This is a genomic window from Adlercreutzia sp. ZJ138 (assembly GCF_011038935.1).
Taxonomy (GTDB): Bacteria; Actinomycetota; Coriobacteriia; order Coriobacteriales; family Eggerthellaceae; genus ZJ141.
The window spans coordinates 28,292-52,831 of the sequence record NZ_JAAKEA010000017.1 but is presented as its reverse complement, the minus strand read 5'-3'; the positions used below and the strand labels follow the sequence as shown (position 1 = coordinate 52,831).

Annotated in this window: 22 protein-coding genes and 1 tRNA gene; 21 read left to right on the top strand and 2 right to left on the bottom strand. The window is 56.6% G+C overall.

The genetic code is table 11. The annotated features are described in order from the left end of the window. Window positions 1–18: 18 nt before the first annotated feature. The 18 genes from G7Y43_RS07885 to leuB all read left to right on the top strand — a co-directional run bounded on the left by G7Y43_RS07885 (window position 19) and on the right by leuB (window position 16,376). Window positions 19–381, top strand: a complete 363-nt coding sequence (locus G7Y43_RS07885) for a hydrogenase maturation nickel metallochaperone HypA (RefSeq protein ID WP_165045781.1) — start codon at window positions 19–21, stop codon at window positions 379–381. Window positions 382–452: 71 nt separating this feature from the next. Beyond that, a complete protein-coding gene (nadE, locus tag G7Y43_RS07880) occupies window positions 453–1,337 on the top strand; it encodes an NAD(+) synthase (RefSeq protein ID WP_165045779.1) in 885 nt (294 codons plus the stop codon). A 102-nt stretch (window positions 1,338–1,439) separates the two neighbouring features. Further along, window positions 1,440–2,924, top strand: coding sequence for an FAD-dependent oxidoreductase (locus G7Y43_RS07875; protein ID WP_165045777.1), 1,485 nt, complete (start codon window positions 1,440–1,442; stop codon window positions 2,922–2,924). Then, window positions 2,921–3,634, top strand: a complete 714-nt coding sequence (gene yfcE, locus G7Y43_RS07870) for a phosphodiesterase (protein WP_206215106.1) — start codon at window positions 2,921–2,923, stop codon at window positions 3,632–3,634. Before G7Y43_RS07875 ends, yfcE begins: the two co-directional genes overlap by 4 nt. A 220-nt stretch (window positions 3,635–3,854) precedes the next feature. Continuing rightward, window positions 3,855–4,208 (top strand): Hpt domain-containing protein, encoded by a 354-nt coding sequence (locus G7Y43_RS07865; RefSeq protein ID WP_165045775.1) that lies wholly within the window; start codon window positions 3,855–3,857, stop codon window positions 4,206–4,208. A gap of 57 nt (window positions 4,209–4,265) precedes the next feature. Continuing rightward, entirely contained in the window at window positions 4,266–4,646 is a 381-nt protein-coding gene (locus G7Y43_RS07860) for a metal-dependent transcriptional regulator (RefSeq protein ID WP_165045773.1), read from the top strand. A 212-nt stretch (window positions 4,647–4,858) separates the two neighbouring features. Next, the gene (locus tag G7Y43_RS07855; protein ID WP_165045771.1) at window positions 4,859–5,740 is read left to right on the top strand and encodes a septum formation initiator family protein; all 882 of its coding nucleotides are present in this window, start codon (window positions 4,859–4,861) and stop codon (window positions 5,738–5,740) included. A gap of 141 nt (window positions 5,741–5,881) precedes the next feature. Continuing rightward, a complete protein-coding gene (locus G7Y43_RS07850) occupies window positions 5,882–6,856 on the top strand; it encodes a Ppx/GppA phosphatase family protein (RefSeq protein WP_165045769.1) in 975 nt (324 codons plus the stop codon). Window positions 6,857–6,885: 29 nt separating this feature from the next. Further along, window positions 6,886–6,968: transfer RNA gene (locus G7Y43_RS07845), tRNA-Leu, on the top strand. Between the two features lie 134 nt (window positions 6,969–7,102). Further along, on the top strand, window positions 7,103–8,158 hold the full coding sequence (locus tag G7Y43_RS07840) for a polyprenyl synthetase family protein (protein WP_165045767.1): 1,056 nt from the start codon (window positions 7,103–7,105) through the stop codon (window positions 8,156–8,158). A 104-nt stretch (window positions 8,159–8,262) separates the two neighbouring features. Next, window positions 8,263–9,162, top strand: coding sequence for a peptidoglycan-binding protein (locus tag G7Y43_RS07835; RefSeq protein ID WP_165045765.1), 900 nt, complete (start codon window positions 8,263–8,265; stop codon window positions 9,160–9,162). A 432-nt stretch (window positions 9,163–9,594) separates the two neighbouring features. Continuing rightward, window positions 9,595–10,863 carry a 3-isopropylmalate dehydratase large subunit gene (gene leuC / locus G7Y43_RS07830; RefSeq protein ID WP_165045763.1) on the top strand — a complete coding sequence of 423 codons (1,269 nt, stop codon included), beginning with the start codon at window positions 9,595–9,597 and terminating at the stop codon, window positions 10,861–10,863. 12 nt (window positions 10,864–10,875) lie between these two features. After that, window positions 10,876–11,373, top strand: a complete 498-nt coding sequence (gene leuD, locus G7Y43_RS07825) for a 3-isopropylmalate dehydratase small subunit (RefSeq protein ID WP_165045761.1) — start codon at window positions 10,876–10,878, stop codon at window positions 11,371–11,373. 74 nt (window positions 11,374–11,447) lie between these two features. Then, window positions 11,448–14,045 (top strand): phosphatidylinositol-specific phospholipase C domain-containing protein, encoded by a 2,598-nt coding sequence (locus tag G7Y43_RS07820; protein WP_165045760.1) that lies wholly within the window; start codon window positions 11,448–11,450, stop codon window positions 14,043–14,045. A 136-nt stretch (window positions 14,046–14,181) separates the two neighbouring features. After that, window positions 14,182–14,469, top strand: coding sequence for a type II toxin-antitoxin system prevent-host-death family antitoxin (locus tag G7Y43_RS07815; protein ID WP_241158201.1), 288 nt, complete (start codon window positions 14,182–14,184; stop codon window positions 14,467–14,469). After that, window positions 14,466–14,789 carry a type II toxin-antitoxin system RelE/ParE family toxin gene (locus G7Y43_RS07810; protein WP_165045759.1) on the top strand — a complete coding sequence of 108 codons (324 nt, stop codon included), beginning with the start codon at window positions 14,466–14,468 and terminating at the stop codon, window positions 14,787–14,789. The genes G7Y43_RS07815 and G7Y43_RS07810 overlap by 4 nt, the downstream gene beginning before the upstream one ends. 9 nt (window positions 14,790–14,798) lie before the next feature. After that, on the top strand, window positions 14,799–15,050 hold the full coding sequence (locus tag G7Y43_RS07805; protein WP_165045758.1) for a hypothetical protein: 252 nt from the start codon (window positions 14,799–14,801) through the stop codon (window positions 15,048–15,050). Between the two features lie 219 nt (window positions 15,051–15,269). After that, window positions 15,270–16,376, top strand: a complete 1,107-nt coding sequence (gene leuB / locus G7Y43_RS07800; protein WP_165045757.1) for a 3-isopropylmalate dehydrogenase — start codon at window positions 15,270–15,272, stop codon at window positions 16,374–16,376. Window positions 16,377–16,514: 138 nt separating this feature from the next. Here the strand turns inward: leuB and G7Y43_RS07795 are convergent, their stop codons facing one another. Then, window positions 16,515–16,895: a NifB/NifX family molybdenum-iron cluster-binding protein gene (locus G7Y43_RS07795; protein WP_165045756.1), complete on the bottom strand. Its 381-nt coding sequence runs from the start codon at window positions 16,893–16,895 to the stop codon at window positions 16,515–16,517. A gap of 326 nt (window positions 16,896–17,221) precedes the next feature. Between G7Y43_RS07795 and G7Y43_RS07790 the strand changes: the two genes are divergently transcribed. Both G7Y43_RS07790 and G7Y43_RS07785 read left to right on the top strand, forming a co-directional pair. Further along, window positions 17,222–17,650 (top strand): helix-turn-helix domain-containing protein, encoded by a 429-nt coding sequence (locus tag G7Y43_RS07790; RefSeq protein WP_165045755.1) that lies wholly within the window; start codon window positions 17,222–17,224, stop codon window positions 17,648–17,650. Continuing rightward, window positions 17,650–18,273 carry a zeta toxin family protein gene (locus G7Y43_RS07785; RefSeq protein ID WP_165045754.1) on the top strand — a complete coding sequence of 208 codons (624 nt, stop codon included), beginning with the start codon at window positions 17,650–17,652 and terminating at the stop codon, window positions 18,271–18,273. The genes G7Y43_RS07790 and G7Y43_RS07785 overlap by 1 nt, the downstream gene beginning before the upstream one ends. A gap of 92 nt (window positions 18,274–18,365) precedes the next feature. Here G7Y43_RS07785 and G7Y43_RS07780 read toward each other — a convergent pair whose 3' ends face one another. Further along, window positions 18,366–21,317 (bottom strand): hybrid sensor histidine kinase/response regulator, encoded by a 2,952-nt coding sequence (locus G7Y43_RS07780; protein WP_165045753.1) that lies wholly within the window; start codon window positions 21,315–21,317, stop codon window positions 18,366–18,368. A gap of 203 nt (window positions 21,318–21,520) precedes the next feature. Between G7Y43_RS07780 and G7Y43_RS07775 the strand changes: the two genes are divergently transcribed. Further along, complete coding sequence (locus G7Y43_RS07775; RefSeq protein ID WP_241158200.1) at window positions 21,521–24,478, top strand: hypothetical protein; 2,958 nt, start codon at window positions 21,521–21,523, stop codon at window positions 24,476–24,478. The last annotated feature ends 62 nt before the right edge of the window (window positions 24,479–24,540 follow it).

Genomic DNA, 24,540 nt, shown 5'->3' with positions numbered 1-24,540 from the left:
CGGCAAGGAGCAACGCCCATGCATGAATTGGGAATCATGACGGGGGTCATGGATGCCGTGTGCGAGTCGGCGCGACAGGCCGGTGCGACGAGCGTGCTGCGCATTGATCTGTCTGTCGGTGAGATGACCGAAGCTATTGTTGACGCATTGAACTTTGCGTTTGAGGCGCTGCGTGAATTGCCGGAGTACGCTTTGTGCGAGCATGCTGCTTTTCAGGTGAACATCGTGAGACCGAAAAGCCGCTGCTTAGAGTGCGGTGCCGAGTTCGAGCACGATCGCTTTCATCTCTTCTGCCCGAAGTGTGACAGTTTTGCGACGCAGCTTGTTGCAGGGCGTGAGATGCAGATTGATTCGATCGAGGTCGACATTCCCTCCGACTAACAGAGCACTTCTTCGTGCGTCGTTTATGTGATTGTGTGTGGTGCAGGCAATGCGATGAAGGAGTAAAGGCGATGGATATCTCCGAGAAGTACGACGTATGCGTAAGCGCGTTGAGGGAGTTTGCGGAAGGTACGGGCTTTTCCGATTGCGTGATTGGCTTGTCGGGGGGTATCGACTCGAGTGTGGTTGCGGTTATGGCCGTCGATGCGCTGGGAGCTTCCCATGTACATGGCGTGTTGCTGCCAGGGCCGTATTCTAGTGATCATTCAGTTACCGACGCACTTGAGCTTGCGGCTTGTTTAGGAATCGAGTCGCGCACGGTTTCAATACGTGAGCCGTACGAGGCGTTTTCCAACGGGCTGCGTGAGGCGCTTGGGAGTGCGGGGCTGAGCGGACTTGCCGCCGAGAACACGCAGGCCCGGTGCCGTATGGTATGCCTGATGGCACTGTCGAACACCTACGGATGGATGCTTTTGAACACCGGGAACAAAAGCGAGGCGTTTATGGGGTATTCCACCTTGTACGGCGATACCGCCGGTGCTTTCGCTCCGCTTGGCGGCTTGTACAAAACCGATGTGTATGCGGTTGGCCGCTGGCGTAACGAGCAAGCGCAATCTCAAGGTCAGATTGCTCCCATCCCAGAAAATGTGTTCGTCAAGCCACCGAGTGCCGAGCTGTCGGCAAATCAGGAAGACGAGCGTTCCATGGGTATTTCCTACGACGTGCTCGACCGGTTGCTTATCGCCAGTCAAGAAGATGGTTTGGACGCAGATGAACTAGTGCGTCGAGGCTTTGATGAAGGCGATGTTGCTCGTGTATTGGCAACGGTGCGCCGCACGGCATTCAAGCGTGCACTTGAACCGCCGTTTCCTACAGCGTCGTTTTATGGAGGTCGTGCTGCGTGTGATAGCGAGGCATGTGATGGTGAGTCGTGTAGTAACAAGGCGTACGAGTGAAACGCTGTGTGTGCGTGGTGCGGCGTGATATCGAACTCAATGCGACAAATGACAGTGTGCAAATGTGATGGCTTAACAGGTGTGAAGGAGGGACAGGCAGGTATGGATCGTCGGAGCTTCGTGAAGCTGGCAGGTGCCGGGGCTGCATCGGCTGTGGCCGGTTTGGGACTTACGGCATGTGTCACGCAGGCACCGTCAGCGCCAACGGGCGACGTACGCTCATATTCGGCAGTGGGGCAGCCTGCGGTGTCGTTTGACTATAACGTTGACGTACTGGTCGTGGGCAGTGGTATGGCCGGCTTGTCCGCTGCTATGTTGCCGGTGGAATCGGGTTTGTCAGTGCTGGTCATGGAAAGAGAAGACCTGCTTGGTGGTGAAAGCTATGAATCGAGCGGGGTGATTCGTGTTTGCGACACCCAGCTGCAAAAACAGGCAGGTATCGGACAGTCGCCCTCGGCGTTTTGGCAGCGCAACAAAGATTCGTATCTTAAAGCTGGCCTCACCTTGGCGAATCGTGCCGAAAGCATGCTAAAAAGCGCACCTGAATGGCTCGATCACTTGGTTGACGAGTACGGGGCGTCGTTCGCCGATCCGAAAAGCTACAAGCAGGATGGCCCAGTCGATATACTCGTGTCGTTTTCGGGCCTTGGCGACACGGAAATGATCATGCTGCCGCTGCGCGACAAGCTGGCGGAAAAGGGCGTGACATTCACGACGGAGCACGAGTGCGTTGCGCTTGTGCGGGATGGCACGGGAGCTATTGCCGGTGCGCGTTTCACGTCGGGTAAGGCGGGAACGGTTGACGTGCGAGCCCGCGCGGTGGTAGTCGCTACGGGAGGCTACGGTGCCAATCAGCTCATGGTTCATGCGAACAACCCTGATCAAGAGCTGTTGGGATGCTGCTCGCGCTTGTCGCAGGGAAACGCGCTTTCGTTGTGCTCGAGCGTTGGTGCGGCCACTGCCGACCTCAATGTGTCCATTATGGTGGCAAGCGATGTTCCCGACGCTACGTGGTGGGGCATGTTCGCGCCGTTGATCAATGTGAGCCCAGCGGGTAAGCGGCTTGCGCGAGAAGATGACGCTTCGGCGACGGCTGAAGCGTGCGTGGCGGACGAGCTGGGGTTTTGGTGGAGCATCTTCGACAACCAGATGAGCGAAGGCGTGCAGTCGGCCAGTGCGGCGAAAGTGATGACGAAGCGCGCGGATCGCTTGGTGGGTCCGTGCGACACCGTTTCCGATCTTGCGGCAGCCATGAACATTCCTGCCGATGCGCTAGAAGCTACCATGGAGGCGTTCAACAAAGCAATGGAGAAGAAAAAGGACGAGGAATTTGGTCGCGAACTGCAAATGAAGTCCTTGAAGGCTCCGTACTACGCGTTGAAACAGTTTCCGGTACGTAGCAGTTCCCGCGGGGGTGTGATGACCGATGAGGAATGCCGCGTACTTGATGAGTTGGAAAAGCCCATTGGCAACTTGTACTGCTGCGGCACCGCTGCTGCGGGCAGTGTTGAAGGGCTGTCGACATGTGGGTCGTCGGGGTTCATTGCTGGGCGCACCGTAGTTGCCGACCTTACGGGAAAGGAGTGATTGCATTGAAGCTGGTTATCGCATCTGACATTCACGGATCGGCATACTGGTGTCGCAAGCTGGTTTCCCATATCCATCAGGAGCGTCCCGATGTTATTGCGCTTCTGGGGGACTTGCTGTATCACGGTCCGCGCAATCCGCTGCCGCGTGATTACGCGCCGGCCGAGGTGGCCGCCATGCTGAACAACCTTGCGAGCCGTATTGTGGCCGTGCGAGGGAACTGTGATTCGGAAGTCGACCAGATGATGCTGTCGTTTCCCTGTATGGGTGATTACGTGCTGCTGTCGGACGGTGGTGCGGCACCGTTTCGTGTTGAGGTAGGGCAGGGTGATGCCTGCGACGACGTTTCAGGTGTTTCGAGCATCATGTCCGATGGTGTGGCTGATCCTGTATCTGACGCCGCTTCGAGCACTATGTCCGACACGACATCAGGTACCGCATCCAATGCGGCATCGCCTGTTTTCCCGTGTCGCCAGCTGCTGCTTACGCATGGCCATGTGTTCGGGCCTGATAACGTACCGCCACACCCCGCTTCTGCAGCACAAGCGCCGATATTTGCGGTGGTGAGCGGACACACGCATGTGAAGCAGCAGGTTGTGCGCGACGGCGTGCTGTTCGTGAACCCCGGCAGCGTGTCGCTTCCGAAAGACGGCTCGAACAGCTTCATGGTGTACGAAGACGGCGCGTTCGAGGTTCGCCTGCTCGATTGATACGACGGGTTAAACGCCTCGCTCCCTTTCCTTGAGCGGCCCTCCTCCGTCAGTGGTTTCTTCGGAAGATGAAACGAAGATGAAACTTGCAAAAACGGATGAAACTCGCAAAAATAAGGAAAACTTTACAAAGCTGCATCTGGGGTGAAAACCACGGCATGGTTTCGGTGGTAGGGTTTGGCGCTCTGCCACTGCCCGATTATGAAGGGGGATGAGGCCAATGGGCATTGAAAGCAAATTCGCAGCGTTAGGCATGGACGTTGCAGAAACAACAGACCGCTTCTGCGGCAACATCGACCTGCTGCAATCGATGATGCGGCTTTTTGCAAAGGAAAGCTATGAAGAGCGGCTTATGTCGACGTTTGCTGAACGCGATTGGGGCGAACTTGAGCGTGCGGCTCATGCGTTGAAAGGGTCGTCGGCGAATCTGGGCTTTGTTCATCTGAGCAGCTTGGCAGGCGTTGTTGTACAGACGCTGCGCGATGAGGATTATACGGGCCTTGACGAAAAAGTTGACGCGCTTGTGGCGGAGTTCGTTCGGGTGCGGGACGGCATCGTGGCGCTTGAAGGATAGATGGTTTCCCGAGCGGCGTGTGTTACCATGAGAGCACACGTATAGAAGGGGTCTGCCATGGAGAAAATATCGACGTCGCATGAGGACTACCTAGAAGCTATAGTCATGCTCGGCGGCACGACGGAGGTGTCGGTGCGTTCTGTCGATGTTGCCACAAAACTGGGTGTTTCTAAGGCATCGGTGAGCAAAGCCGTTACAGCTTTGAAGGAAAAAGGCTTGCTTGACCAGCCCTATTACGGCGACATTACGCTCACTGCCGAAGGGTATGCGTACGGATCGGCGGTGTACGAGCGGCATCGTCTGCTCATTTTGTTTCTCACGAAGGCCATCGGCATCGATCAGGAGGTTGCCGAGCGGGAGGCATGCCTGATGGAGCACGCAATTAGCGATGACTCTTTCGAGAAGTGGACTACCTACGTGAAAGAGCTCGACTTATAGGGAAGGGGTTAACCTGTAGGGTCGCTCGAGTTCGCTCATTTGCGCTCGCATATCGTTTTCGCCATTTCCACCGCCGCTAAAACAGACGGCGGTTTTTTGTTGACGGTAAGGATACTTTGTCCCATATGCCGTAGGTGGGTGTGGTATCCTGAATCAGCTTCCAGCACGAAACGAACAAGAAACGCAACACGGTGCCGAAGGGGCGAATCCCGGTGACCCAATACAGCAACATTCTGTCTTTCGACCAGGCGCGCCAAGGCGCATCCTCCCGTCGTGTGCTGTCGCGTGGTGTGTCAGGCGCACGCGGAGACCGCTATGCGGGACTCGATTATTATGGGGAGCGCTACGGTAAAGAACGCTACAGTAAAGAACGTTATGGTGCTTCCTCCATTCGGGTCAGTCGTGGTGGCAAGGCTTCCCGCATACAGGAAGACGAGTTTGATGGCGAACTTACTGCGCTGCAGCGACGCGCCCATCTGCGTGAGCAGGCGAAGCGCTCTCGCGCGAAAGCAAAGGCCGAGCGTGCGTTTGTTAAGCAGTTCGGCACCACTGGCGCGTCGGATGCGGGCGAGGGTTCGTCGCGGGCTGCCGTATATAAAGGCGAAATGGGAACAAAACATCGTCAAGCTGCACGCATGCAGACTGGCGATGCAGGGTCTGCGCGGAGCTTTGGCTTCTCGCTCTCAGGTGTGGTATCCGCAGCGCTGTCGGCGCTGAAACGCCCTCGCACTGCGGTGTGTGCATCAGTGGTTGTGTGTCTATTCTTGTCGGCATCGTTTCTGTATCCGTCGGCTCGTACGTATTACCAGGCAATTCGCGAGGAAGCTCGCCTCGAGGTGGAATACCAGGCGCTTGCTGAGCGCAACGAGGCGCTTGAGAGAAGCGTCGCGTACCTGCAAACCAACGCCGGCGTTGAGGATCGTGCCCGCTCTCAGTATGGGTGGGTGAAGAAAGGCGAGCAGGCTGGCAAGGTGAGCGGTATCGAGGCTACCGAATCGGAGGCATCCGTGTCGGCAAAGGTGCTGTCTGACGAAATCGAGCCCCCGGAAACGTGGTACTCCAAGGTGCTCGACCCGATTTTCGGGGTGTCGTAACCGTTTGACCAGCACGCGGCCGCGTTGTCACCGCATTTTCGTGAAAGGTATTTCATGAAAGGCTACTGATCCGTTTCGTTTCGACTTCCAAGGTTGTTTGGGCCTGCGTGCTGAACACGCGGGAGGTGCGAGGAGTTTCCCATGGCGTTCGATGATACTTCTGCACGGCGTTTTGCCGCGATTGATATCGGCACGGTGACGTGTCGTATGCTCATTGCCGATGTTGACCGTGCGGGGCATATTCGCGACGTCGATCGCGAGTACCGGATCGTGAACCTGGGTGAAGGCGTTGATGCGACGGGTGTTCTGAAACCACAAGCTATTGAGCGCGCGGTTTGCGCGGTTGCCGATTTTATGCAGGTGCTCGAGCGCTTCCGCACGAATCGGTTTGCGAACATTCCTGTTACCGCCATGGCAACGTCGGCTTCCCGCGATGCAAAGAACGCCGACGAGTTCGTATGTGCGCTTCGTGCAGTCGGCGTTGAGCTGTCAGTCATTCCCGGTGAGCGCGAGGCGGCGTTGTCGTTTTCAGGGGCGTCGTGCGATTTTCCCGGCGAGCGTCTGTTTGTGGTCGACGTGGGTGGCGGTTCTACGGAGGTAGTAGCAGGTGTGGCGGGCGATCAGGTGCTGCTCGCTCGTTCGTTTGACATCGGTTGCCGCCGCGTGACCGAGCGTTTCTTTCACACCGACCCACCCGCGCCAGAAGAGCTCGCACGTTCCCGCGAATGGATGCGTGAGACGATGGCGCCGTATTTCGAAACGGCGCGCGCTGCAGGGTTTGAAGCTGATCGGTTGGTTGCGGTTGCAGGCACGGCAACAACGGTGGTCGCCATTCGTGAGGCGCTTGCTCGCTATGACACGTCGCGCGTGCACGGCGCGGTGGTTACTCGCTTCGACTTAGACGCCGTGTATGAGCAGCTGATTGCGGTTCCCCTCGAGCGTCGTAAGCTCATCGTGGGTCTCGATCCGGGCCGTGCTCCGGTAATCGTGGCGGGCATGGTTATCTTGCAAACAGTGCTCGATTTGGCCGGTGTCAACTCGTTCACGGTTAGTGAATCGGATATTCTGCATGGAATCATTTTGGCGGAGGACTCAAATCGGAGATTTGCCGATTAATCTGCTACCATGTATATACAGTTGCGCAAGGGGGCGTGGCGGAATTGGCATACGCAGCGGACTTAAAATCCGCCTCTTCGGATTGTGGGTTCGAGTCCCACCGCCCCTACCAGCAGCGCGTCATTATGCGTTCGGGCGCATTGCGCCGTTTGCTTCTCGCAAGGCGTTTCCGTAGAGGTTGGAATCGCGACGAGTCGCGCAGTTTAAGTACAAAAGGAACACGGAAGCCATAAGTAGAAAGCGCCTATGACGAACACCAATGATTTCATTTTCACCATGGAAGAGCCGCTTGCTTCGTTCGAGGACTATCTCGCTCACTATGCGGAAGGGGTCGGCGACATGGTGAACTCGTACATTCCGCATGGGTCGCACCCCGATATGGATCGATACCTGTATGGCCCGTTGCGTCGTTATAGCGAAAACGGCGGCAAGCGCCATCGCCCGCTCATCGCGTTCGCTGCATGTCGGGCGGTGGGCGGCGATTCACGGCTCGCTTCGAGTGCGGCTGCTGCCATCGAACATTTTCACACCGCCGCGCTCATCCACGACGATATTGCCGACGATGCAGAACTGCGACGTGGCGAGCCGTGCATGCACCTTACCGAGGGGCTGGGCTTGGCTATCAATGCGGGTGATCTTGCGTTGACGCTGGTAAACGGCACGGTTATGCATGATCCGCTACTCGATGACGCATGTAAGGTACGCGTGGTCACCGAGCTTGTTGACATGACACGTCGCACGGTGGAAGGCCAAGCGCTCGACATCGGCTGGGCGCGCGATGGCCGCTACGACATTACGCCGGAAGACTATCTGGTCATGGCTACGCACAAAACCGCGCACTATTCGGGCGCAGTGCCGCTGGCCATTGGTGCCATTATTGGTGGCGGCTCCGAAGCTGAGATCGAAGCACTGCGCAACTACGGGCTTGACACGGGGCTGGCGTTCCAGATTCAAGACGACTTGCTGAATCTGATTGGTTCTGAGGAAAGCACGAAGAAGGATTTCCGCAATGACATCACGGAAGGCAAGCGCACACTCGTGGTGGTGCACGCTCTGCAGAACTCCACGCCTGAAAACCGCGATCGTATTATTGAGATTCTATCGTCGCGCGTGAAGGCACCGGGGGTGCTTGCGGAATGCGTGCGTCTGATGGATGAGTCGGGCAGTATTGACTACGCGCGCAGCTATGCGCAGAACTTGACAAGCATCGCGAAGAATCGCCTGATCGACATGGTTCCTCCATCTGATGCCCGCGACTTGCTGGTATCGATGGCCGATTGGTTTGTCGAGCGTCTTCAGTAAGCAGCCTGGCGGCGCGCCGATCAGGCAAGATTGCGATTGGGCTTGCACGCGGGGCTGGCCCGCCTGCGTGTGGGTGTGCGTGGGCCGCATGGGGAAGTGTGAGCATGGAAACCATCAAGTTGAACGATTCCGGTGCTACCGTTTTGGATATGCAGCAGCGTCTGGCTGTCGTGGGGCTTTTGGGAGAAGCCGATATCGATGGCGTGTACGGCGATGAGACGGCTATCGCTGTTCGGGCTTTCTGTCGTCAGGCAGGCCTGCCGGCAGGCACCGACGTCGATGAACGAGTTTGGGTGGCACTCGTCGATGCGTCGGGGCAGCTCGGCGACCGTACGCTGTATCTTCGCATGCCGTATTTCTACGGGCATGATGTGCGCGAGCTGCAGCGTGCCTTGGGCGTGCTGGGGTTTGATCCCGGTCCGATCGATGGCATCTTCGGCGCCTTCACCGAGCAGGCGCTGCGTAAGTTCCAGCTGAACATGGCGCTGCCGTCAGATGGCATCGCAGGTGCATTCACGTATTCGGCGCTGCATAACCTGCGTCATTCGTGGGCCGACAAGGAAATTGTGCCGAAAACCGACTACATTGGTTTTTCTCGTGCTGCCGACGTGCTCGAGCGGCATGCACTTTGCCTCTTCGGCACCTGCGAATTCACGCGGAATGTGGCACTGCGCATGTCGAACCTGGCAGTTGCCACAAACCCTGCATCGAAGATGGTCAGCGCCGAAACGCTGCTGGTTGCTCCCGATGACGGTATGGTGTTCGTGCATATTGTGCTGCCCGACGATAAATCGGCCGATGGTGTTCCCCGTGTTTCCTATTCTGGTGACGACTATTCGTTGTCCATGCGCCTCGAGACAGCGCTTACTGCCGCTCGCAAGAACGTTCCGTCACGCATTGCTATTGAGCTTCCAGGTCAGTCGTGGATGGACGCAGGCTCCGACCGTTCGGCACAGCACTACGCCACAGCACTCCTTGACGCACTCTGCAGCGCACTGTCTTAAAGTTCCGTCTGTTCTGACGAACAGACGGAACTCCTCGACGCTGCGAAGCGCTCCGGCACCCCATTTTGCCGCTCCAAACATTCGTCGCGTACCAAAGTACGCTTCCTCATGCTTTCACGGCAATCTGAGGCACCGGAGCGCTTCTCGCTGACGTTACAAACGACAAGGACATTTCACGAACGACAAGGAACGCTCTCTTCTCCAGTATCCTTCTCGCTGACGTTACAAACGACAAGGACGCTTCACGAACGACAAGGGGTACTTCGTTCGCGTACGTTTCCTCTGTTCATCTTGCTCTGTGTCTCTACGTTTTCCAAGCATGTTTTCGCTGTTGGCACCGCGTGGCTCGCGTGCGCCCGGTGGTACAATTACCCCGTTTTTCACGGGCTTGTTGTTTGCGGGTCCGATTTACGGTCTATCGAAGGAGAGAATATGGCGCGTCCCATGACTATGGCGGAGAAGATTCTCGCCGCTCACGCCCATCTCGATGAAGTTGAGCCGGGTCAGCTGATCGAGTGCGATCTCGATCTAGTGCTGGCGAACGACGTTACGGCTCCCATCGCCATCAAGAAGTGCAAGGAGTGCGGAACGGGTGACGTGTTTGACCCGACGCGGGTGCTGCTGGTGCCCGACCACTACACGCCTAACAAGGACATTGCTGCCGCCGAGCAGGCGAAGATTGTCCGCGATTTCGCGCGCGAGCAGGACATCACGCACTATTGGGAAGTTGGTTGCGTTGGTGTCGAGCATGCGCTGCTGCCCGAACAGGGCGTTGTGGGTGCGGGCGATCTCATCATTGGTGCCGATAGTCACACGTGTACCTATGGCGCGCTTGGCGCGTTCTCCACGGGCGTGGGTTCCACTGATGCTGGTGTGGGTTTCGCTACAGGCAAGGCGTGGTTTAAGGTACCCGAGAGCATTCTATTTAAGGTTGAGGGCCAGCTCGCTCCGGGCGTTACCGGCAAAGATATCATCTTGCATATCATCGGCAAGATCGGTGTTGACGGCGCGCTGTACTGCGCTATGGAGTTTACCGGGTCGGCTATCGCTGCTCTTCCCATGGATGAGCGCCAGACCATTTCGAACATGGCTATCGAAGCGGGCGGTAAAGCGGGTCTTATCGCTGTTGACGACGTGACGCGTGCTTATATGGATGGTCGCGTTGAGCGCCCCTACACCGAGTACCATTCCGATCCGGACGCCCAGTACAAAAGCATCATCGAGATCGATGCTGCCGACATCAAACCGACGGTTTCGTGGCCCCATCTGCCGTCGAACACGCATTTGGCGGAAGACTCGCGGCATATTACCATCGACCAGGTGGTTATCGGTTCGTGTACGAATGGACGTCTTGCCGATATGCGCCAAGCAGCCGATGTGTTGCGTGGTCACAAGGTTCATCCAAACGTGCGCTGTTTGATCATTCCGGCCACACAGCTGGTATATCGTCAGTGTATGGAAGAGGGCCTGATGGAGGTTTTCCTCGATGCGAACTGTGCAATATCCGCTCCCACGTGTGGCCCGTGTTTGGGTGGGCACATGGGCATTTTGGCGAAGGGCGAGCGCGCCGTGGCAACCACGAATCGCAACTTCGTCGGCCGCATGGGCCATCCGGAAAGCGAGGTCTACCTGGCATCTCCGGCCGTGGCGGCCGCGTCTGCGGTGCTCGGTCATATTGGCATTCCGCAAGATTTGGACTAAGGGAGGCAATCCATGCAATTCAAGGGCACCGTTTATCGTTGCGGGCGCGATATTGACACCGACGTTATCATTCCCGCGCGTTATCTGACCACGTCTGACCCAGCAGAGCTTGCAAAGCACTGCATGGAGGACCTCGACACCGAGTTCGTGAGCAAGGTGTCGCAGGGCGATATTATTGTTGCCGATGAGAACTTCGGCTGCGGCAGCTCGCGTGAGCACGCGCCTATCGCCATCAAGGCGGCGGGCATTGACGTGGTTATCGCGAAGAGCTTCGCGCGTATCTTCTACCGCAACTCGATCAACATTGGCTTGGCTATTATGGAATGCCCCGAAGCCGTAGACGCCATTTCAAACGGCGACGTGGTGAGCGTGGATGCCGACACCGGCACTATCGTTGACGAAACTACAGGTCAGACGTTCAAGGCGCAGCCGTTCCCGCCGTTTTTGCAGGAGATCATCGAGGCAGGTGGCCTGATCAACCGCACGAAAGCAAAATTGGCTGCGGAATAGAAACGCTTGCATGCGCGCCGCGCGATTCATACGGCGCGCATGCATTCATTGAAAACCTCGCCGAAAAGGAGTGCATGATTATGACCTACGATGCACCGGATTTCTCACAGCAGTCCAGTTCCTCTTGGCGAGTGCAGTCTCAGGTGAATGCCGCCAGCACTGCGCCCGCAGACCACAATATGTGGCAGGTGCCGCTTACGCGCCGTAGCTTCGTTGCTGCGTCGGCGTTGGCGGCATCGGTGTTTCTGGCAGGTACTCCCGGTGTGCCCGGCGTATTCGGCACACCCGGCGCGTCCGATTTCGGCGCGCAGACGGCCTGGGCGGACGACCTCGACAACAACGTGGGTGAGAAGCTTTCCGACTACATCATCCGCCTGCGGCCCAAGGGTTTTCTGCGCACGGTGAGCGTGCACGGCGATGGCACGGTTGTTGGGCAGGTGTGCTGGCTCTACCAGCAGGGCACCTCAAGCAAGCATCACCTGTCGTGGCATAGTGATCTTGGCGGATATTCCATCCACACGATGTCTAACTTCGAGGAAAAGAAACTCTCGTCGTATAACGTCTGGTCGGTTGACGGCGATAGTAAAGACGAAGGGAAGGCCATTCATGTGTGGAGCGGCGACTACGACGAGAAGGCAAGCCGCGTGTTTAAGTTCCGTCGTCAAGACGACGGCACCTATCTCATCAAGAACGTGAACAGCGGCAGATATCTTTCGCTTGAGAATGTCAACAACGATACCAATGAGAACAAACTCGTCCAGCGCGGAGAAGCGATGGCATGGGAGGTCGAGGTTGTCGGCGTGGGCGTGGCCGGCAGCTCGGACGACGACGTAGACGAGCGCTACCCCACCTCTCAATTCTGCACGGACTACAGCAGCTTCCCGCTCGGCCCCTGCTGGATGGGCGCGATGACGTCCGTGAGTAGCGACACACTCCTCTCGGCGATTTCCCTGCCCGGCACGCACGACTCAGGTGCGCTCAGTATCGACAACGACACTGAGCCGCAGACCTCCATGGCCAAGTGCCAACAGGACTACATCCCCACGCAGCTCAACCTGGGTATTCGCTATCTGGATATGCGTCTGGGGAAAGGGGATGATCCCGGCGTGAACCACGGCAGCATGTACGCGTTCCGCAAGGATCATACGGGCCTGAAGCTCTCCGACGTCGTCGAGTACTGTAAGACCTTCCTAGGCGCGAACCCGACCGAGACTATCGTCATGCTAGCATCGAACTCCGATGGTGATAATGCCGAGATCACGAGCGCCTTCGCGAAGTACCTGAGCGAGAAGAAGGAAGATTCCGGTGAGATGTGGTTCTACGATGGGATACGTGTGCCCACGTTGGCTGAGGCGCGTGGCAAGATCGTGCTCCTGCGTCGCTTCACGCCGGAAGGGGCTGACAAGGACAAGCACCAGTACGGCATCGACCTGCACGACTGGGATGCCAAGGTGGCAGAGAGCGGTGAAGATGGGCTTGCTCTTATTCACGAGGAGTTGGTTGAGGAAAAGGACGGCGACACCGTCATGGGTCGTTATTACACTACTGTGTACGCGCAGGACAAGTACGACGTCCCTCGTGATGAAAAGCCTCCTTATGTTGACACGGCGCTCGCGGACGCAGTGAAGATTCCTGATGACACCGCGCAGGAGATCATAGTCACGGTGGATGGTGAGGAACAGAAGATAAGCGTTCCGAAGGCGAACTACGTCATCAACTACACGTCGAGTTCGAAATTCTCTCATTCGTACAGCAACCCGTTCTACGCAGCTCAGTCTATGAACGAGCATTTGTTCAAGAGTTCTTATTTCTGCAAACCCAGAGATTCGAGCATTGATCACAGCAACGATTTCATTGGAATCATCCCGTCTGACTTTTCGGATGCGGTGCTGGCCACCAATGTCTTTCGGCGAAACCTTCCTGATGGCAAAATCCCGGACTTGTCGGAGTTGTACCATGTGCCCACGACGATTACGCTTGTCTACGGCGATGACCTGATGAGCGCACAGTTTACAGGTGGCGGACTCAGTGGCGACGATTACTACAAGCTCGTTGACAGCTCGGCGGTGCTTGATGTGGCACATTCGGGGAAAGAACACGAGATCGTGTATGTAGAAGTTGACCCGTTTGGCCCTGAGTATGAGACCAGCGTGCGTGCGATGGTTCCCATTACGGTGTTGCCGCGTCCAGTGAACCTGGTATGGGAGGGTATCGACAACCTTGTTTCGGCTGCCGATGTGCGCTCGAAGGTAGTGGCGAAGCTGCTAAACGTCGTCGATGGAGACGATCTCTCCGCGCAGCTTGAGTTTTGCTATGACAACGCAGGTGCGCCGGGTGCGGTGGTTGACACTTCGAAGCTCGGTGCGCTCGGCGAGGGCACCTACTGGGTGCGTGCCGTGGGACTTTTGGGCGACCAAGCGGAAAACTACGAGCTGGTTGACGACGGGCGTATCAGCTTTACCGTGTCGCGTGCGGTTGTGGTCGGTGAGGGCGGCGCCATTGCGGATACGGGCACGACAGGTGCTGCGAACTCGGGTACGAAGGCGGGTACGCCGCTTGCGCCGACAGGTGACAGTGCAAGCGCTGTGGTCATGGTGGCAGGTGTGACCGCCGTGGTGGCCGCAGGTGTGGCCGCGGGTGCGTATGCATATGAAGCGGCGGAGGCGTGCTAAAGGGTCACATCAAATGGTGAACTTGGCACAGTTTCACGGTTTGGTCGGTACATTGCCTGAGTGCTATCTTGAACAGAACGCATTTATGTGATAAATATACATAGAAATAAGTCACAAATTGTGTGAGGTGATTGCTATGCCTGCTGCGCTTCCTCTGATTCGGCCCATAAGCGATCTTCGCACCAACCTTAATGACGTGTGCGCTCAAGCTCAGGAATCACGCCAACCTATTTTCATGACGAAGAACGGAAAGGCCAGCTTGGTTGTCATCGATTGCGATGCGTACGAAGAGCAGCGACAGCACGATCGTTACGTTCAGAAGCTGCGTGAAGCGGAGATCGAGGCGAAGTACCGCACGGGAACCGTTTCGCAAGCCTCACTCGATGAAACGATAGCGCGCATCTTTGAGGTATGGGGCGTATGAAGCGAGAGGTGCGGTATCGCCCTCGTGCCGCGTTCGATCTGGAGTCCATTGTCATTTATGTGGGAGAGGTTTGCCACAATCCTTCAGCTGCGCGAGCAACTTATGAGAGCATCGTGGATGCCATGGAGAAGCTGGCGACAATGCCGACACTTGGGCGACCTTTTGCTGACAAGACGCTCACCCGAACGAGCTTCCGCTCGTGGCTTGTTGGGAACTATCGGGTATTCTACGAGTTTGACGACGAACAACTCACTGTGTGGCGCGTAATCCATACGCACCAAGATATCGACGACATGGCGCTCATCGACTGGCCGGAGTAAGGTGTGACTATGGCGAAAAAGAAAGACAAGAAGGAAAAGAAAGACAGTAAGAAGATCAAGAAGGTCAAGAAGATCAAGACAGACGTCGGGGAGTCGAAGAAATCCAAGAAGGCTGCCAAGAAGGCAGGGAAATCAAAAGGCGAGAAATCAGAAGATCAAAAGCCAGTGCTCGCCTTCTGTACGTGTTGTTCGAAGCGCTGTCTACTCGCAAAACCTCGCTGCTCAAAAGGCCGCCGTCTTGCTGAAAAGCTGTTGGGGTAGGTTACGCAGTAGGGGTAGGTTTAGCGGTTGGTTGAATTACTAAACGTCCTATTGAATTAAATGGGCTAAAGGGGATGTAGCCAACACTTGTAGCCAACACTTGTAGCCAACACTTGTAGCCAACACTTACTTTTTCTTTCGCTGGGACACTGAAATCTTCGCGTCGGGCGGGCATCTGCGGTAATATTGCGCCGTATGCGTTTTGCGAAAGGAACGAACATGACTGACTACAAGATTTGTCTGCTGCCGGGTGACGGCATTGGCCCCGAGATCATCGCTGAAGGCGTGAAGGTGTTAAACGCTGTGGGCGCAAAGTACGACACCACGTTCACGTGCACTGAAGCACTCATCGGTGGTGCGGCTATCGATGCGACGGGAAATCCGCTGCCGCAGGCGACACTTGATGTGGCGAACGCGTCTGACGCGGTGTTGCTCGCTGCGGTGGGCGGCCCGAAATGGGACACTACCGATCCTGCCGCTCCGCGCCCTGAGCAGGGGCTTCTGGGCATTCGCAAGGCGTTAGGGCTCTACACTAATCTGCGTCCCGTACAAATCTTCAACGCGTTAGCTGATGCTTCCACGCTGAAGCCTGAGATTATCGACGGCGTTGACATGATGATCGTGCGCGAGCTTACCGGTGGCTTGTATTTCGGGAAGCGCGAGCGCTTTTACGACGAAGAGGGCGCGGGCACAGGCGGCGCCCGCGGACAGCGCGCGTACGATACCCTGGAGTACCGCGAATACGAAATTGAGCGCATCGCACGTCAGGCATTTGAAGCTGCGCGCAAGCGTCGCAACAAGGTGACCAGCGTCGATAAAGCAAACGTGCTAGAAACCAGCCGCATGTGGCGCGAGATTGTGCATCGCATCGGTGAGGCAGAATACCCCGATGTTGAGCTTGAGGATTTGCTGGTGGACAACACCGCCATGCAGCTCATCAACCGCCCCGCCGACTTCGATGTGGTGGTAACCGAGAATATGTTCGGCGACATTTTGTCTGATGAAGCTGCGCAGATCACCGGATCGCTTGGTATGCTTGCAAGCGCCAGCTTGGGCGACGGTGTGTCGCTATACGAGCCCAGCCACGGCAGCGCGCCCGACATTGCGGGTCGCGGCATCGCCAACCCGCTTGCGCAGATCCTCTCGGTGGAAATGATGCTGCGTTATAGCTTCGGCATGGTAGAAGCTGCCGACGATATTAAGCGTGCGGTAACCGAGGTGCTCGATGAGGGGTGGCGTACCGGCGACATCAAGGACGCTGCAACGCCCGCAGACCATGTGGTGGGTACGGTAGCCATGGGTGATGTGGTAGTCGCGCATCTGTAGCAACATCATTTGCTCCCTTAAGGAAACGCAGGGCAAGACGGCCATAATCGGCGTTTCCTTAAGGGAGCATAGAGCGAACGGGGCGCCCGCAATTTAGCAGGTGCCCCTTTTTTAACAATGCGCAACGTTGCGAACCGTCTAGTGATGATGGTTGCAGGCGTGTTCGGCACCCATAATGGGCACTTCGCCTGCGGCGACCAGCTTCGCTACGTCGCCGACGCGCGGCGTGCGGTTGTCGAAATATACGGTAATACCTGCGTCGGCAAAGCCCATAAGCGGGCGCATGCCCATGCCAGCCGCCACAATGGCGTCGACACCCGCGTCGTGAAGCAGCTTCACCGGGCGCAGGCAGCCGCCTTCCTCATGCGGCGGGTTGTCAAGCCCTTCTGCCGCAACAACCTTGCCATCGGCGATGTCGATGATGGTGAAGCAGTCGCAGTGACCGAAATGCCCGCTGCGCTCGCTCTCAAGTCCCGCTTCGCCCAACGTGGGCACGGCCAGCTTCAATACGTTGCTCATAGTCGCTCCTTTACAGAATAGGCTTTTTGTTTCGTCAAACAGCATAGCGCGAGCCTATGCAAAGGTCGAGACACCTCATCGCAACTGGCAAAAACACGCACGAAACGCCTGTCGGACAGGCGAGGTCGGCATAGGGTTGGGCAGGATGGGGAAAGCTGGGGTACTCCAAACACCCTTCTAGTTTTGAGCGCTCGGCCATCTAGCGATCACCTCAGCATCCAATCCCCCAGTTCCCTTAACCCTTCCTCGTCTGCTATACTCTTTAAACTATTGCGATATCGCAATAGTTTAAAGGTGTGCCATAGGTAAAGAGAGTGAGGCTTATCATGTTGTCAGTTACTGAAAGCGCTAAGCTGCTCGGTGTATCCGCTGCTCGCGTACGGGCGCTTATTGAAAGTGGAAGCCTTCCTGCTGTTAAGGTGGGGCGCGCGTGGACGTTGCGAGAAGAAGATGTCATCCAGCGGCTTTCCCTGCATCCTGCCCCAGGGAGACCAGCGAAGCGGCCGACGCAGTTTGCGAGTGTTCCAAGTGGCGATGTAGCAGAAGAACAACCCTCTTGCGAAGAGAGAGATGAAGCAGAACGTCTACGTCTTAAGAATCTCTATTTCACCTGTAAGGACGCATTCGCCTTGCGCCCGAGTCCATACGTTATAGCACGTGCCGAATCGTCTGAAGAGGCAGCATTCTACATGGCTGTTGCCGACTTCTTCCTGCAGCAAAAGCAACGAGAGCTTGTGAAGAGTGGTGTGTACTGATGTCTAAGCAAGATCTACGTCCCTTCTACATTGTTTTCGCTGGAGTCAACGGTGCAGGGAAGTCGACGCTTTATCGCTCGGGTTTGTGGCGTAGTGCGGACATACCCGAAAAGATGGCGCGTGTAAACCCCGACGAAATCGTGCGCGAGCTTGGAGGGAGCTGGCGTAATACCTCGGATCAGCTGCGTGCAGGACGTGTGGCGCTCAAACGCATCGACGAGCTGTTTGAGAAGCGCACGAGTTTTACTCATGAAACAACGCTTGCAGGTCGTTCCTCGGTACAGCGTATTAAACACGCACATGACCTGGGATATCGTGTCTTCTTGTACTATGTTGGCGTTGAAAGCCCGCACATTGCGCTCCGGCGCATCGCGCATCGTGTTGAAGTCGGTGGACATGACATAGGCGAGCGTGTCGTTCAACGGCGATTCACTGCTTCGCTTTCGGGGCTCGCCAGCGTACTTGACTTTTGTGAGCACATTACAGTCTTTGATAACACACGCGTGTTTACGTGCATCATGGAATGGTCGCGCGGCATGCTATCGTGGTGGGGAAATCCCCAGGTAAACGGCCCATGGCTTCTTGATGCCATGCAAGATGAAAATGTGTGGCGAGTACGTTAGCAGTTCGTCTGCCACACATTTTAAACCTCTATCTCGAACCTCTATCTCGGCTACGACGCCTCGGCTACGAAACCACCACTACAACATCCCCATTACGACATCCACTTGCGCAGCATGTGCACCAGCGTGTCAATCTCGAGGGGCTTTGCCATGTGGTCATTCATGCCCGAGGCGTGCGCTTGGCGGATGTCTTCAGCAAACGCGTCGGCGGAAAGCGCCACAATGGGGATATCTGCCAAATCCGGCCGCTCGTTGGTTTTGCTGCGGATGGCTATCGACGCCTCGTATCCATTCATAACTGGCATTTGAATATCCATCAGCACAATGTCGTAGTAGTGGGGGTCGTGCTTCAGCAGCATGTCAACTGCTATCTGGCCGTTCTCGGCATGCTCCACAACAGCTCCGGTCATGCCGATAAGCTCTTGGGCAATGGCGGCGGCCATCATGTTGTCCTCGGTGAGAAGAACATGCTTGTCGGAGAAGGCGAGTTCCTCCAAAATCGTTCGCTCATCAAGAACGTCGGTGGTTTTTCCCGACAGCAGTTCCTGCATCACCTGCACCAGGCGGCTGCGGAACAGCGGTTTCGATATGAACGCATCTACGCCAACTTCGCGCGCTTCTTGTTCAATCATCGACCAGTCGTAGGCAGACAGAATAATGATGGGAATGTTCTTGGTAACAACCTCGCGAATGCGCCGCGCTGTTTCCAGGCCGCTCATGCCGGGCATACGCCAGTCGAGGATAACGGCACGGAAGGGGTCGTTATCGGCTTCGGCAGCAAGTACCGCATCGATGCCCTCTTGGCCAGAAAGCGCGAACGCGAAGCGCATCCCTATGCTGTCGAGCAACGTGCAGGCCCCCTCGCAGGCAACTTTCTCATCGTCAACCACCAGCACGCGCACGCCTTTCAGGTCTTCCAGGTCTTCACGGCCTCCATCGCGCAGTTTTAAGTGAACGACCACGGTAAACGTGGTACCTTCCCCTTCTTTCGACTCAACATCAATCGTGCCGCCCATCAGCGAAACAACGCTCTTTGCGATAGGCATGCCAAGGCCTGTCCCTTCAGCATTGGTTGTGCGTGAGTCTTGGGAACGTGTGAAGGGTTCGAACATAACCTTCATGAATTCCTCGCTCATGCCACAGCCCGTGTCGCTGAAGGTGAATTCGTAGCAACCGCACTCGGGCACAGGACTAGGAAGTTCGGCAATGCGCAGCCCGATCGTGCCGCCTTCGGGGGTAAACTTCACCGAGTTGCCCATGATGTTCACAAACACCTGCTGAAGACGAGTGGGGTCACCAATCACGTACTCGTGCTTGATGTTAATAGAATCCATCTTGAGCCGTTGCCCCTTCGCGGCGATCTGCGGGTTTATAATGCTCACAAGGCTCTCAATAGATTCAGACAGGCTAAAGGGTTCTTCGGCAAGGCCGATGGATCCCGATTCAATTTTCGCCATATCGAGCACTTCGTTGATAAGCCCCAGCAAATGCCTGCTTGCGGCGGTTATGTTGTTTAAGCACTCATGCACACGCTCGGGTTCGTTTATGTGCATGCTGGCGATGGCGGTTAGCCCCATGATGGAGTTCATAGGTGTGCGAATATCGTGCGACATGGAGTTTAAGAAGTCGCTCTTGGCACGCGATGCATGCTCCGCCGCATGGAACGCGTTTTCTAGAGCAAGGTGTTTTGCGAGGTCTTGTTCTTTGGCAGTGGTGATGTCTTGAATGGCAACAAGCAGGCTGATAGGCTCGCCTGCGGCATTTCTATCGAGGCACAAGGTGTAAGACCGAAGCCAGCGTCCACCCATGTCGTCGGCTGTTTTCCACTCGTTTTTGACAAAAGGCACTTCTGGGTGAAGCATTTCCTTTGCATTATGTTTATTGAGGAAAAGAATGGCCGATGCGTCTTTGTGGGAGCTATCCGCCTGCGACACGTAATAGGCGAGCAGGTCGTCGTAGCTGCCCTTTACGGATAGGCTGCTTTCGGCATTGTTCTTTAAGACTTCATAGGTGCCCTCTGTTAGGTTAATAGACAGCAGATTGGTGAACAGGTCTGTTGTCGCATCGATAATGCGATTGGCTTCCTGTCGCTCGAACAGCAGCTGCTGAGTTCGCTTTCGTGCTTGCATCATGAAGACTGCAATCACAATAGCGGCTGCAATGAGCATGCCGCCGATAACGATGAAACCAGAGGCGTTTGCTTCCGAGATCATGCTGTTGGTAATAGCCGAGGGGAACGAGCGCACGAGCACCCAGTCGTAGGAAGGAAGCTTGACCAAGAAGGTGTTGCCCACTCCTTCAGACGTGCGATAGGTGAAATCGGTAGAAGTTCTTTCAGAGGTGTCTTTAACTAAAACTTCAATACTTGATCCATTGAGTTCCTTATCGAAGAACACCTCGCGTATGTTTTCTGCGTTTGGCCTGGTGGGATCGGCCTGTGCAACTACGGTGCCGTCAGCCGTGCACAAGTAGGTGGGGGTGGGCTGCCCGTAGAACTCGGTAGACATAACCTCGACAAGGGTTTCCTCATGGAATAACGATACTAAGACACCAATGACTTTATCCCCGTCGTATACGGGGGCGTAGAAGACCAAAACGTTGCGGCCGTCGAAAAGGGCGTTACTGATGAAACAGATACCGCTTTCGCCTCGCATGCCCGCTTTGTAGTAGTGCCGGTCGCTGGCGTCGGCAGTTCTGCCGTCGCCGTTGTTGGCTATGCCGTTGGCGTCGACGAAGAGCGTGTTGTCAAATTGCGAAATGGCGTAGTCGGTAACAACGTCATCAATGCTTACGTTGTCGTCCTTGATTGCGCGCTCGCAAATTTTGGCGGCGCCTCGAAGGCTGTTCAGGGAGCTATCGAACACATCGTTAATGCGTCGGGCCGTTTGGTTGGCCGACGTTTCGAGATACTCGTTGGTTTGGTTAATGGTACGTTGGGCGTTCACATTAATGAACAGAATCAGCGCCACAACAAGAACGGCGGCCGCAGCGAACACTGCCAGTATACGATTGCGCAGTTCGTTATCGGTTTTCATTTTGCTCATCTATAGCCTCATCTGCTTGGGAGTTGGCATTTTTTCGCGAAGTAGCTCGCGGGTAGGTTTGTGTTTACCGCGAACCATTATACAAATCTGAGAACGCAGGTGTGATACGCTTGTGAAAACAACGCTTCAAACAGAATTGCCCGGCGCAAAACGCGCGGGCGCATGCAAAGGATAGGACGGTTCGCTCAAGAATGCTGGGTAAGGTGATAGAACATCGGAAGATGGCAACACCTGCCACGTCTGCTATGCCGGTTGATACGGCGGCGCGCGTGCGCGTGGGTGCGGCCGTCGAAAAGGGCATTATCGACGTGCCGCTTTCGGCGGAGCGTTTCATTTTGGAAGGTGCGGTGCTCCCCATTGCGAATGCGGGCGCTGACAGTGCTGACATCGCTGAAACAGGTGCCGACGGTGGTGTTTCTGCAGCAGTACGCGCGCGAGATGCGGTGAAAGGGCCCTACGGTGTGATCACTTCGCATCTTTTGTGCCCGCCGACTGGGGGCAGTTATGTGGTCGATTTCATGGGAGGCAACGCGTTTGGCGCAAGTAGGGCGAAACTGCTCGCGTATATCGATCCGTTCGGTCGCGTATTTGAAACAGACCGGTTCATTGAGGCTCCCCCGGCGCGCGAACCCGATTTGTCGTTCGCGAAGTTTACGGATCAGCCCGAACCAGATGTGCAGACGGGCTGCGTGTACGTATGGGATCGCGGCGAGAAGACCGATGTCGCGCGGTATCGCTGTGTGAATGATCGCTACTCCATGTTCGATTCGTGGTATGGGTTTAAAAGCTACGGCACCAATCTGTCCTACGAAGAGGCATTTGCTCGTGCGTATCTGGCGTTTGTGTATCGTCCCTGGTTGGGTGCACAGCGCGTTCCTGGGCGGGGGCTTGAAAGCGTGTTTGACATATTGCGCCACCAACCCGGGCTTCAGGCGCTCAGGTCTATCGCATCGCTGGTGCGCGAGGCCGACGCCGATCCGGCGTTTCAGCCACCGGCATTGGTGCGATGCTTGGTGAAATGGTTGGAGGCGGCAGGCCTTACCGAGCTCGATGCTGCTGATGTTCCCAATGACGAGTTGCGGCTCGTGCGAACGGCGAAGTACGCCGACATCTTCTACCTTGCAAGCGAAAGCTCTGATTCTCCGGTAACTGAGCGGCAAATTTGGGCGCTTGAAGCTGCCCTGAACCGCTTTAAATTGGTTGCAGACGCGTTTGGCGACAACGCAAGTGTAGCAACCGATGTCGACTGCGCCCGATGGGACGCGTATCTCATCGAAACAGCGGGCGTGCAGCAGCCCGTTGTTGACCAGCTGTTTGATGCGCCAGTTGGGCGCAGTAACGGCGAATGGATGTTGCGCCGCGGCGTATGCGCGGCACTTGAGAATGCCAAACTTCCGTTCCGTGTTGATATGTCTTTGCGCGCCGACGTTGCCGCTGGTCTGGTTGCGCTTGATCTGGTGGTACCCGATGCGTCGTTTATGCCCGAATGGGTGTGGCGCGACGGCGTGGCGAAGTCGGTGGGTGCAGCTCCTGCCAGCGCTGACTCTGGTTTGGCTGCGGCGGATGCGCCCGCGCGCAGCGGATGGCTGTGGGCAGGTGACGCCGAGCGCGCATCTCAGGCTGCGCGCTATGCCATGCATGTGGGGCTGTTGTTGGCTGCTGCCGCTTTCGAGGCATCGAGCCAGGTACAGTGTGTGTTGATATCTGCCCGCATGTTTGTCGACGATGCCGCAGAAGAGGCGACAGAAGGGCACGAGGGTGGCGCTGTACCCACGCCCGCTGCCGTTTCAGCGAGTTTTTCTTTGCCTGTCTCGGAGCATATGATAGCGGGCGATGTGCTCTACAACGTTTCTCTGAACAGGGGAGACTACGCTCAAAATGGATTTGCTGCCGAACGCGCCGGCGATCCGCAGGCGCTGTTCGTGCGATGCGCTGTGCCACTTGCCACCGAGGCGTCATCGGCGCTCGATGCGGTACGCGAGTTGCCGTCGGCGCGATTCAGAAAGCGCGCCCCAGAACTTGCCGGCGATGCTTTTGCGGCCGCTTCAGTTGTCGCATTAGGTGCCGATAATGTGCGCGACTTGCATATTCAATACGAATCGACACTTCGCCTTGCAGGTGAGGGTCTCGCCGACCGCATTGCCGGGACGGCAAGCGTGACCGAGGCGATAGCCGCATGTCGCGAAGCCGAGGCGCAGGCGAAGGCGGCGCGTGACGATGCTCAGCAGGCGGCGTGTCGCCGTCTTATGGCAGGGCTTGTGGACGGAACCATCGACATGGCCGACCAAAACGCCATGGTTGCCAGTTTCGTCGGAGAAGACCGCTGTCGAGTAGCGCTCAACCGCGCGAGGACAATTGCGCAAGAAAGGCCAGAGGAAGCAATTAGCATCCTGTCTGCCGCAGTTACCGAAGCCGAGGCGCTCGACGGCTATGTTGATGGTGCCGTTACCGTTCATCGTGTGTTCGATGCGTATGCGTCGCGCGTGTTGTACAACTTGGCGCGCCGCGATGGTAGTATCGCGTGTCGGCAAGCCATCGATGATGCTGGCAAGCAGATGGTGCTGGCAAGTGACGCGTTCTATCTGTGCCACCTCGACCTGGTAAGCTTGTTGGAAAACTCGTTCGAGCGCGCGGACGACGCACTGCGCTACGGCAAGCGCGCCTGCGAGCTCGCGCCTACTGCGTTGGTAGGCTTTCGTGCGCTCGCCCGTGCATATATGCTGGTGGGCGACATGGAAAGCTCGAAGGAAACGCTCGAGCGCGGGTTGCTTATAGCTTCGCAGCCAAACGATATTGCCGTTGCGTACTACCAACTTGCCTACGTACTGTGGCGGTTGGGAAAACCCCGTGTGGGGGCGGCATGCTACCTGAAGTCGATGCAAACAGCATCGGTGGTGTACGCGCAGTCATCAGCGGAACTGAAGGAGCTGCTTGACGAGACGGGCGTGGTAATGCCCGAGCGCGACGAGATCGATGCCGAGCTCGCGCAAGCGGGCGTGCCTGTTGCTCCGGTGGAGTGTGTGCTCGACGCGTTGGGTGCGGGAGCTGCCGCCGCGGCGGATGAAGGGCTGTTCTTAGTTGCTCGCAACCTGCTTTCGCTGCGGTTGCGCTACCGTCCCGACGACGCGCTGACCGCGGTGCTGCGCTCGCTGGAGGTTTAGACGCGCAGATGCGATGTGGGTGCGGAATGCATACAACGTGTCATAAACGCGGTGCTGCTTTC

What these genes read in the sequence shown, in the direction of transcription:
- G7Y43_RS07885 (WP_165045781.1), top strand. Translation starts at nt 19, where the DNA reads ATGCATGAATTGGGAATCATGACGGGGGTCATGGATGCCGTGTGCGAG.
- nadE (WP_165045779.1), top strand. Translation starts at nt 453, where the DNA reads ATGGATATCTCCGAGAAGTACGACGTATGCGTAAGCGCGTTGAGGGAG.
- G7Y43_RS07875 (WP_165045777.1), top strand. Translation starts at nt 1,440, where the DNA reads ATGGATCGTCGGAGCTTCGTGAAGCTGGCAGGTGCCGGGGCTGCATCG.
- G7Y43_RS07865 (WP_165045775.1), top strand. Translation starts at nt 3,855, where the DNA reads ATGGGCATTGAAAGCAAATTCGCAGCGTTAGGCATGGACGTTGCAGAA.
- G7Y43_RS07860 (WP_165045773.1), top strand. Translation starts at nt 4,266, where the DNA reads ATGGAGAAAATATCGACGTCGCATGAGGACTACCTAGAAGCTATAGTC.
- G7Y43_RS07850 (WP_165045769.1), top strand. Translation starts at nt 5,882, where the DNA reads ATGGCGTTCGATGATACTTCTGCACGGCGTTTTGCCGCGATTGATATC.
- G7Y43_RS07840 (WP_165045767.1), top strand. Translation starts at nt 7,103, where the DNA reads ATGACGAACACCAATGATTTCATTTTCACCATGGAAGAGCCGCTTGCT.
- G7Y43_RS07835 (WP_165045765.1), top strand. Translation starts at nt 8,263, where the DNA reads ATGGAAACCATCAAGTTGAACGATTCCGGTGCTACCGTTTTGGATATG.
- leuC (WP_165045763.1), top strand. Translation starts at nt 9,595, where the DNA reads ATGGCGCGTCCCATGACTATGGCGGAGAAGATTCTCGCCGCTCACGCC.
- leuD (WP_165045761.1), top strand. Translation starts at nt 10,876, where the DNA reads ATGCAATTCAAGGGCACCGTTTATCGTTGCGGGCGCGATATTGACACC.
- G7Y43_RS07820 (WP_165045760.1), top strand. Translation starts at nt 11,448, where the DNA reads ATGATTATGACCTACGATGCACCGGATTTCTCACAGCAGTCCAGTTCC.
- G7Y43_RS07815 (WP_241158201.1), top strand. Translation starts at nt 14,182, where the DNA reads ATGCCTGCTGCGCTTCCTCTGATTCGGCCCATAAGCGATCTTCGCACC.
- G7Y43_RS07810 (WP_165045759.1), top strand. Translation starts at nt 14,466, where the DNA reads ATGAAGCGAGAGGTGCGGTATCGCCCTCGTGCCGCGTTCGATCTGGAG.
- G7Y43_RS07805 (WP_165045758.1), top strand. Translation starts at nt 14,799, where the DNA reads ATGGCGAAAAAGAAAGACAAGAAGGAAAAGAAAGACAGTAAGAAGATC.
- leuB (WP_165045757.1), top strand. Translation starts at nt 15,270, where the DNA reads ATGACTGACTACAAGATTTGTCTGCTGCCGGGTGACGGCATTGGCCCC.
- G7Y43_RS07795 (WP_165045756.1), bottom strand. Translation starts at nt 16,895, where the DNA reads ATGAGCAACGTATTGAAGCTGGCCGTGCCCACGTTGGGCGAAGCGGGA.
- G7Y43_RS07790 (WP_165045755.1), top strand. Translation starts at nt 17,222, where the DNA reads ATGTTGTCAGTTACTGAAAGCGCTAAGCTGCTCGGTGTATCCGCTGCT.
- G7Y43_RS07785 (WP_165045754.1), top strand. Translation starts at nt 17,650, where the DNA reads ATGTCTAAGCAAGATCTACGTCCCTTCTACATTGTTTTCGCTGGAGTC.
- G7Y43_RS07780 (WP_165045753.1), bottom strand. Translation starts at nt 21,317, where the DNA reads ATGAGCAAAATGAAAACCGATAACGAACTGCGCAATCGTATACTGGCA.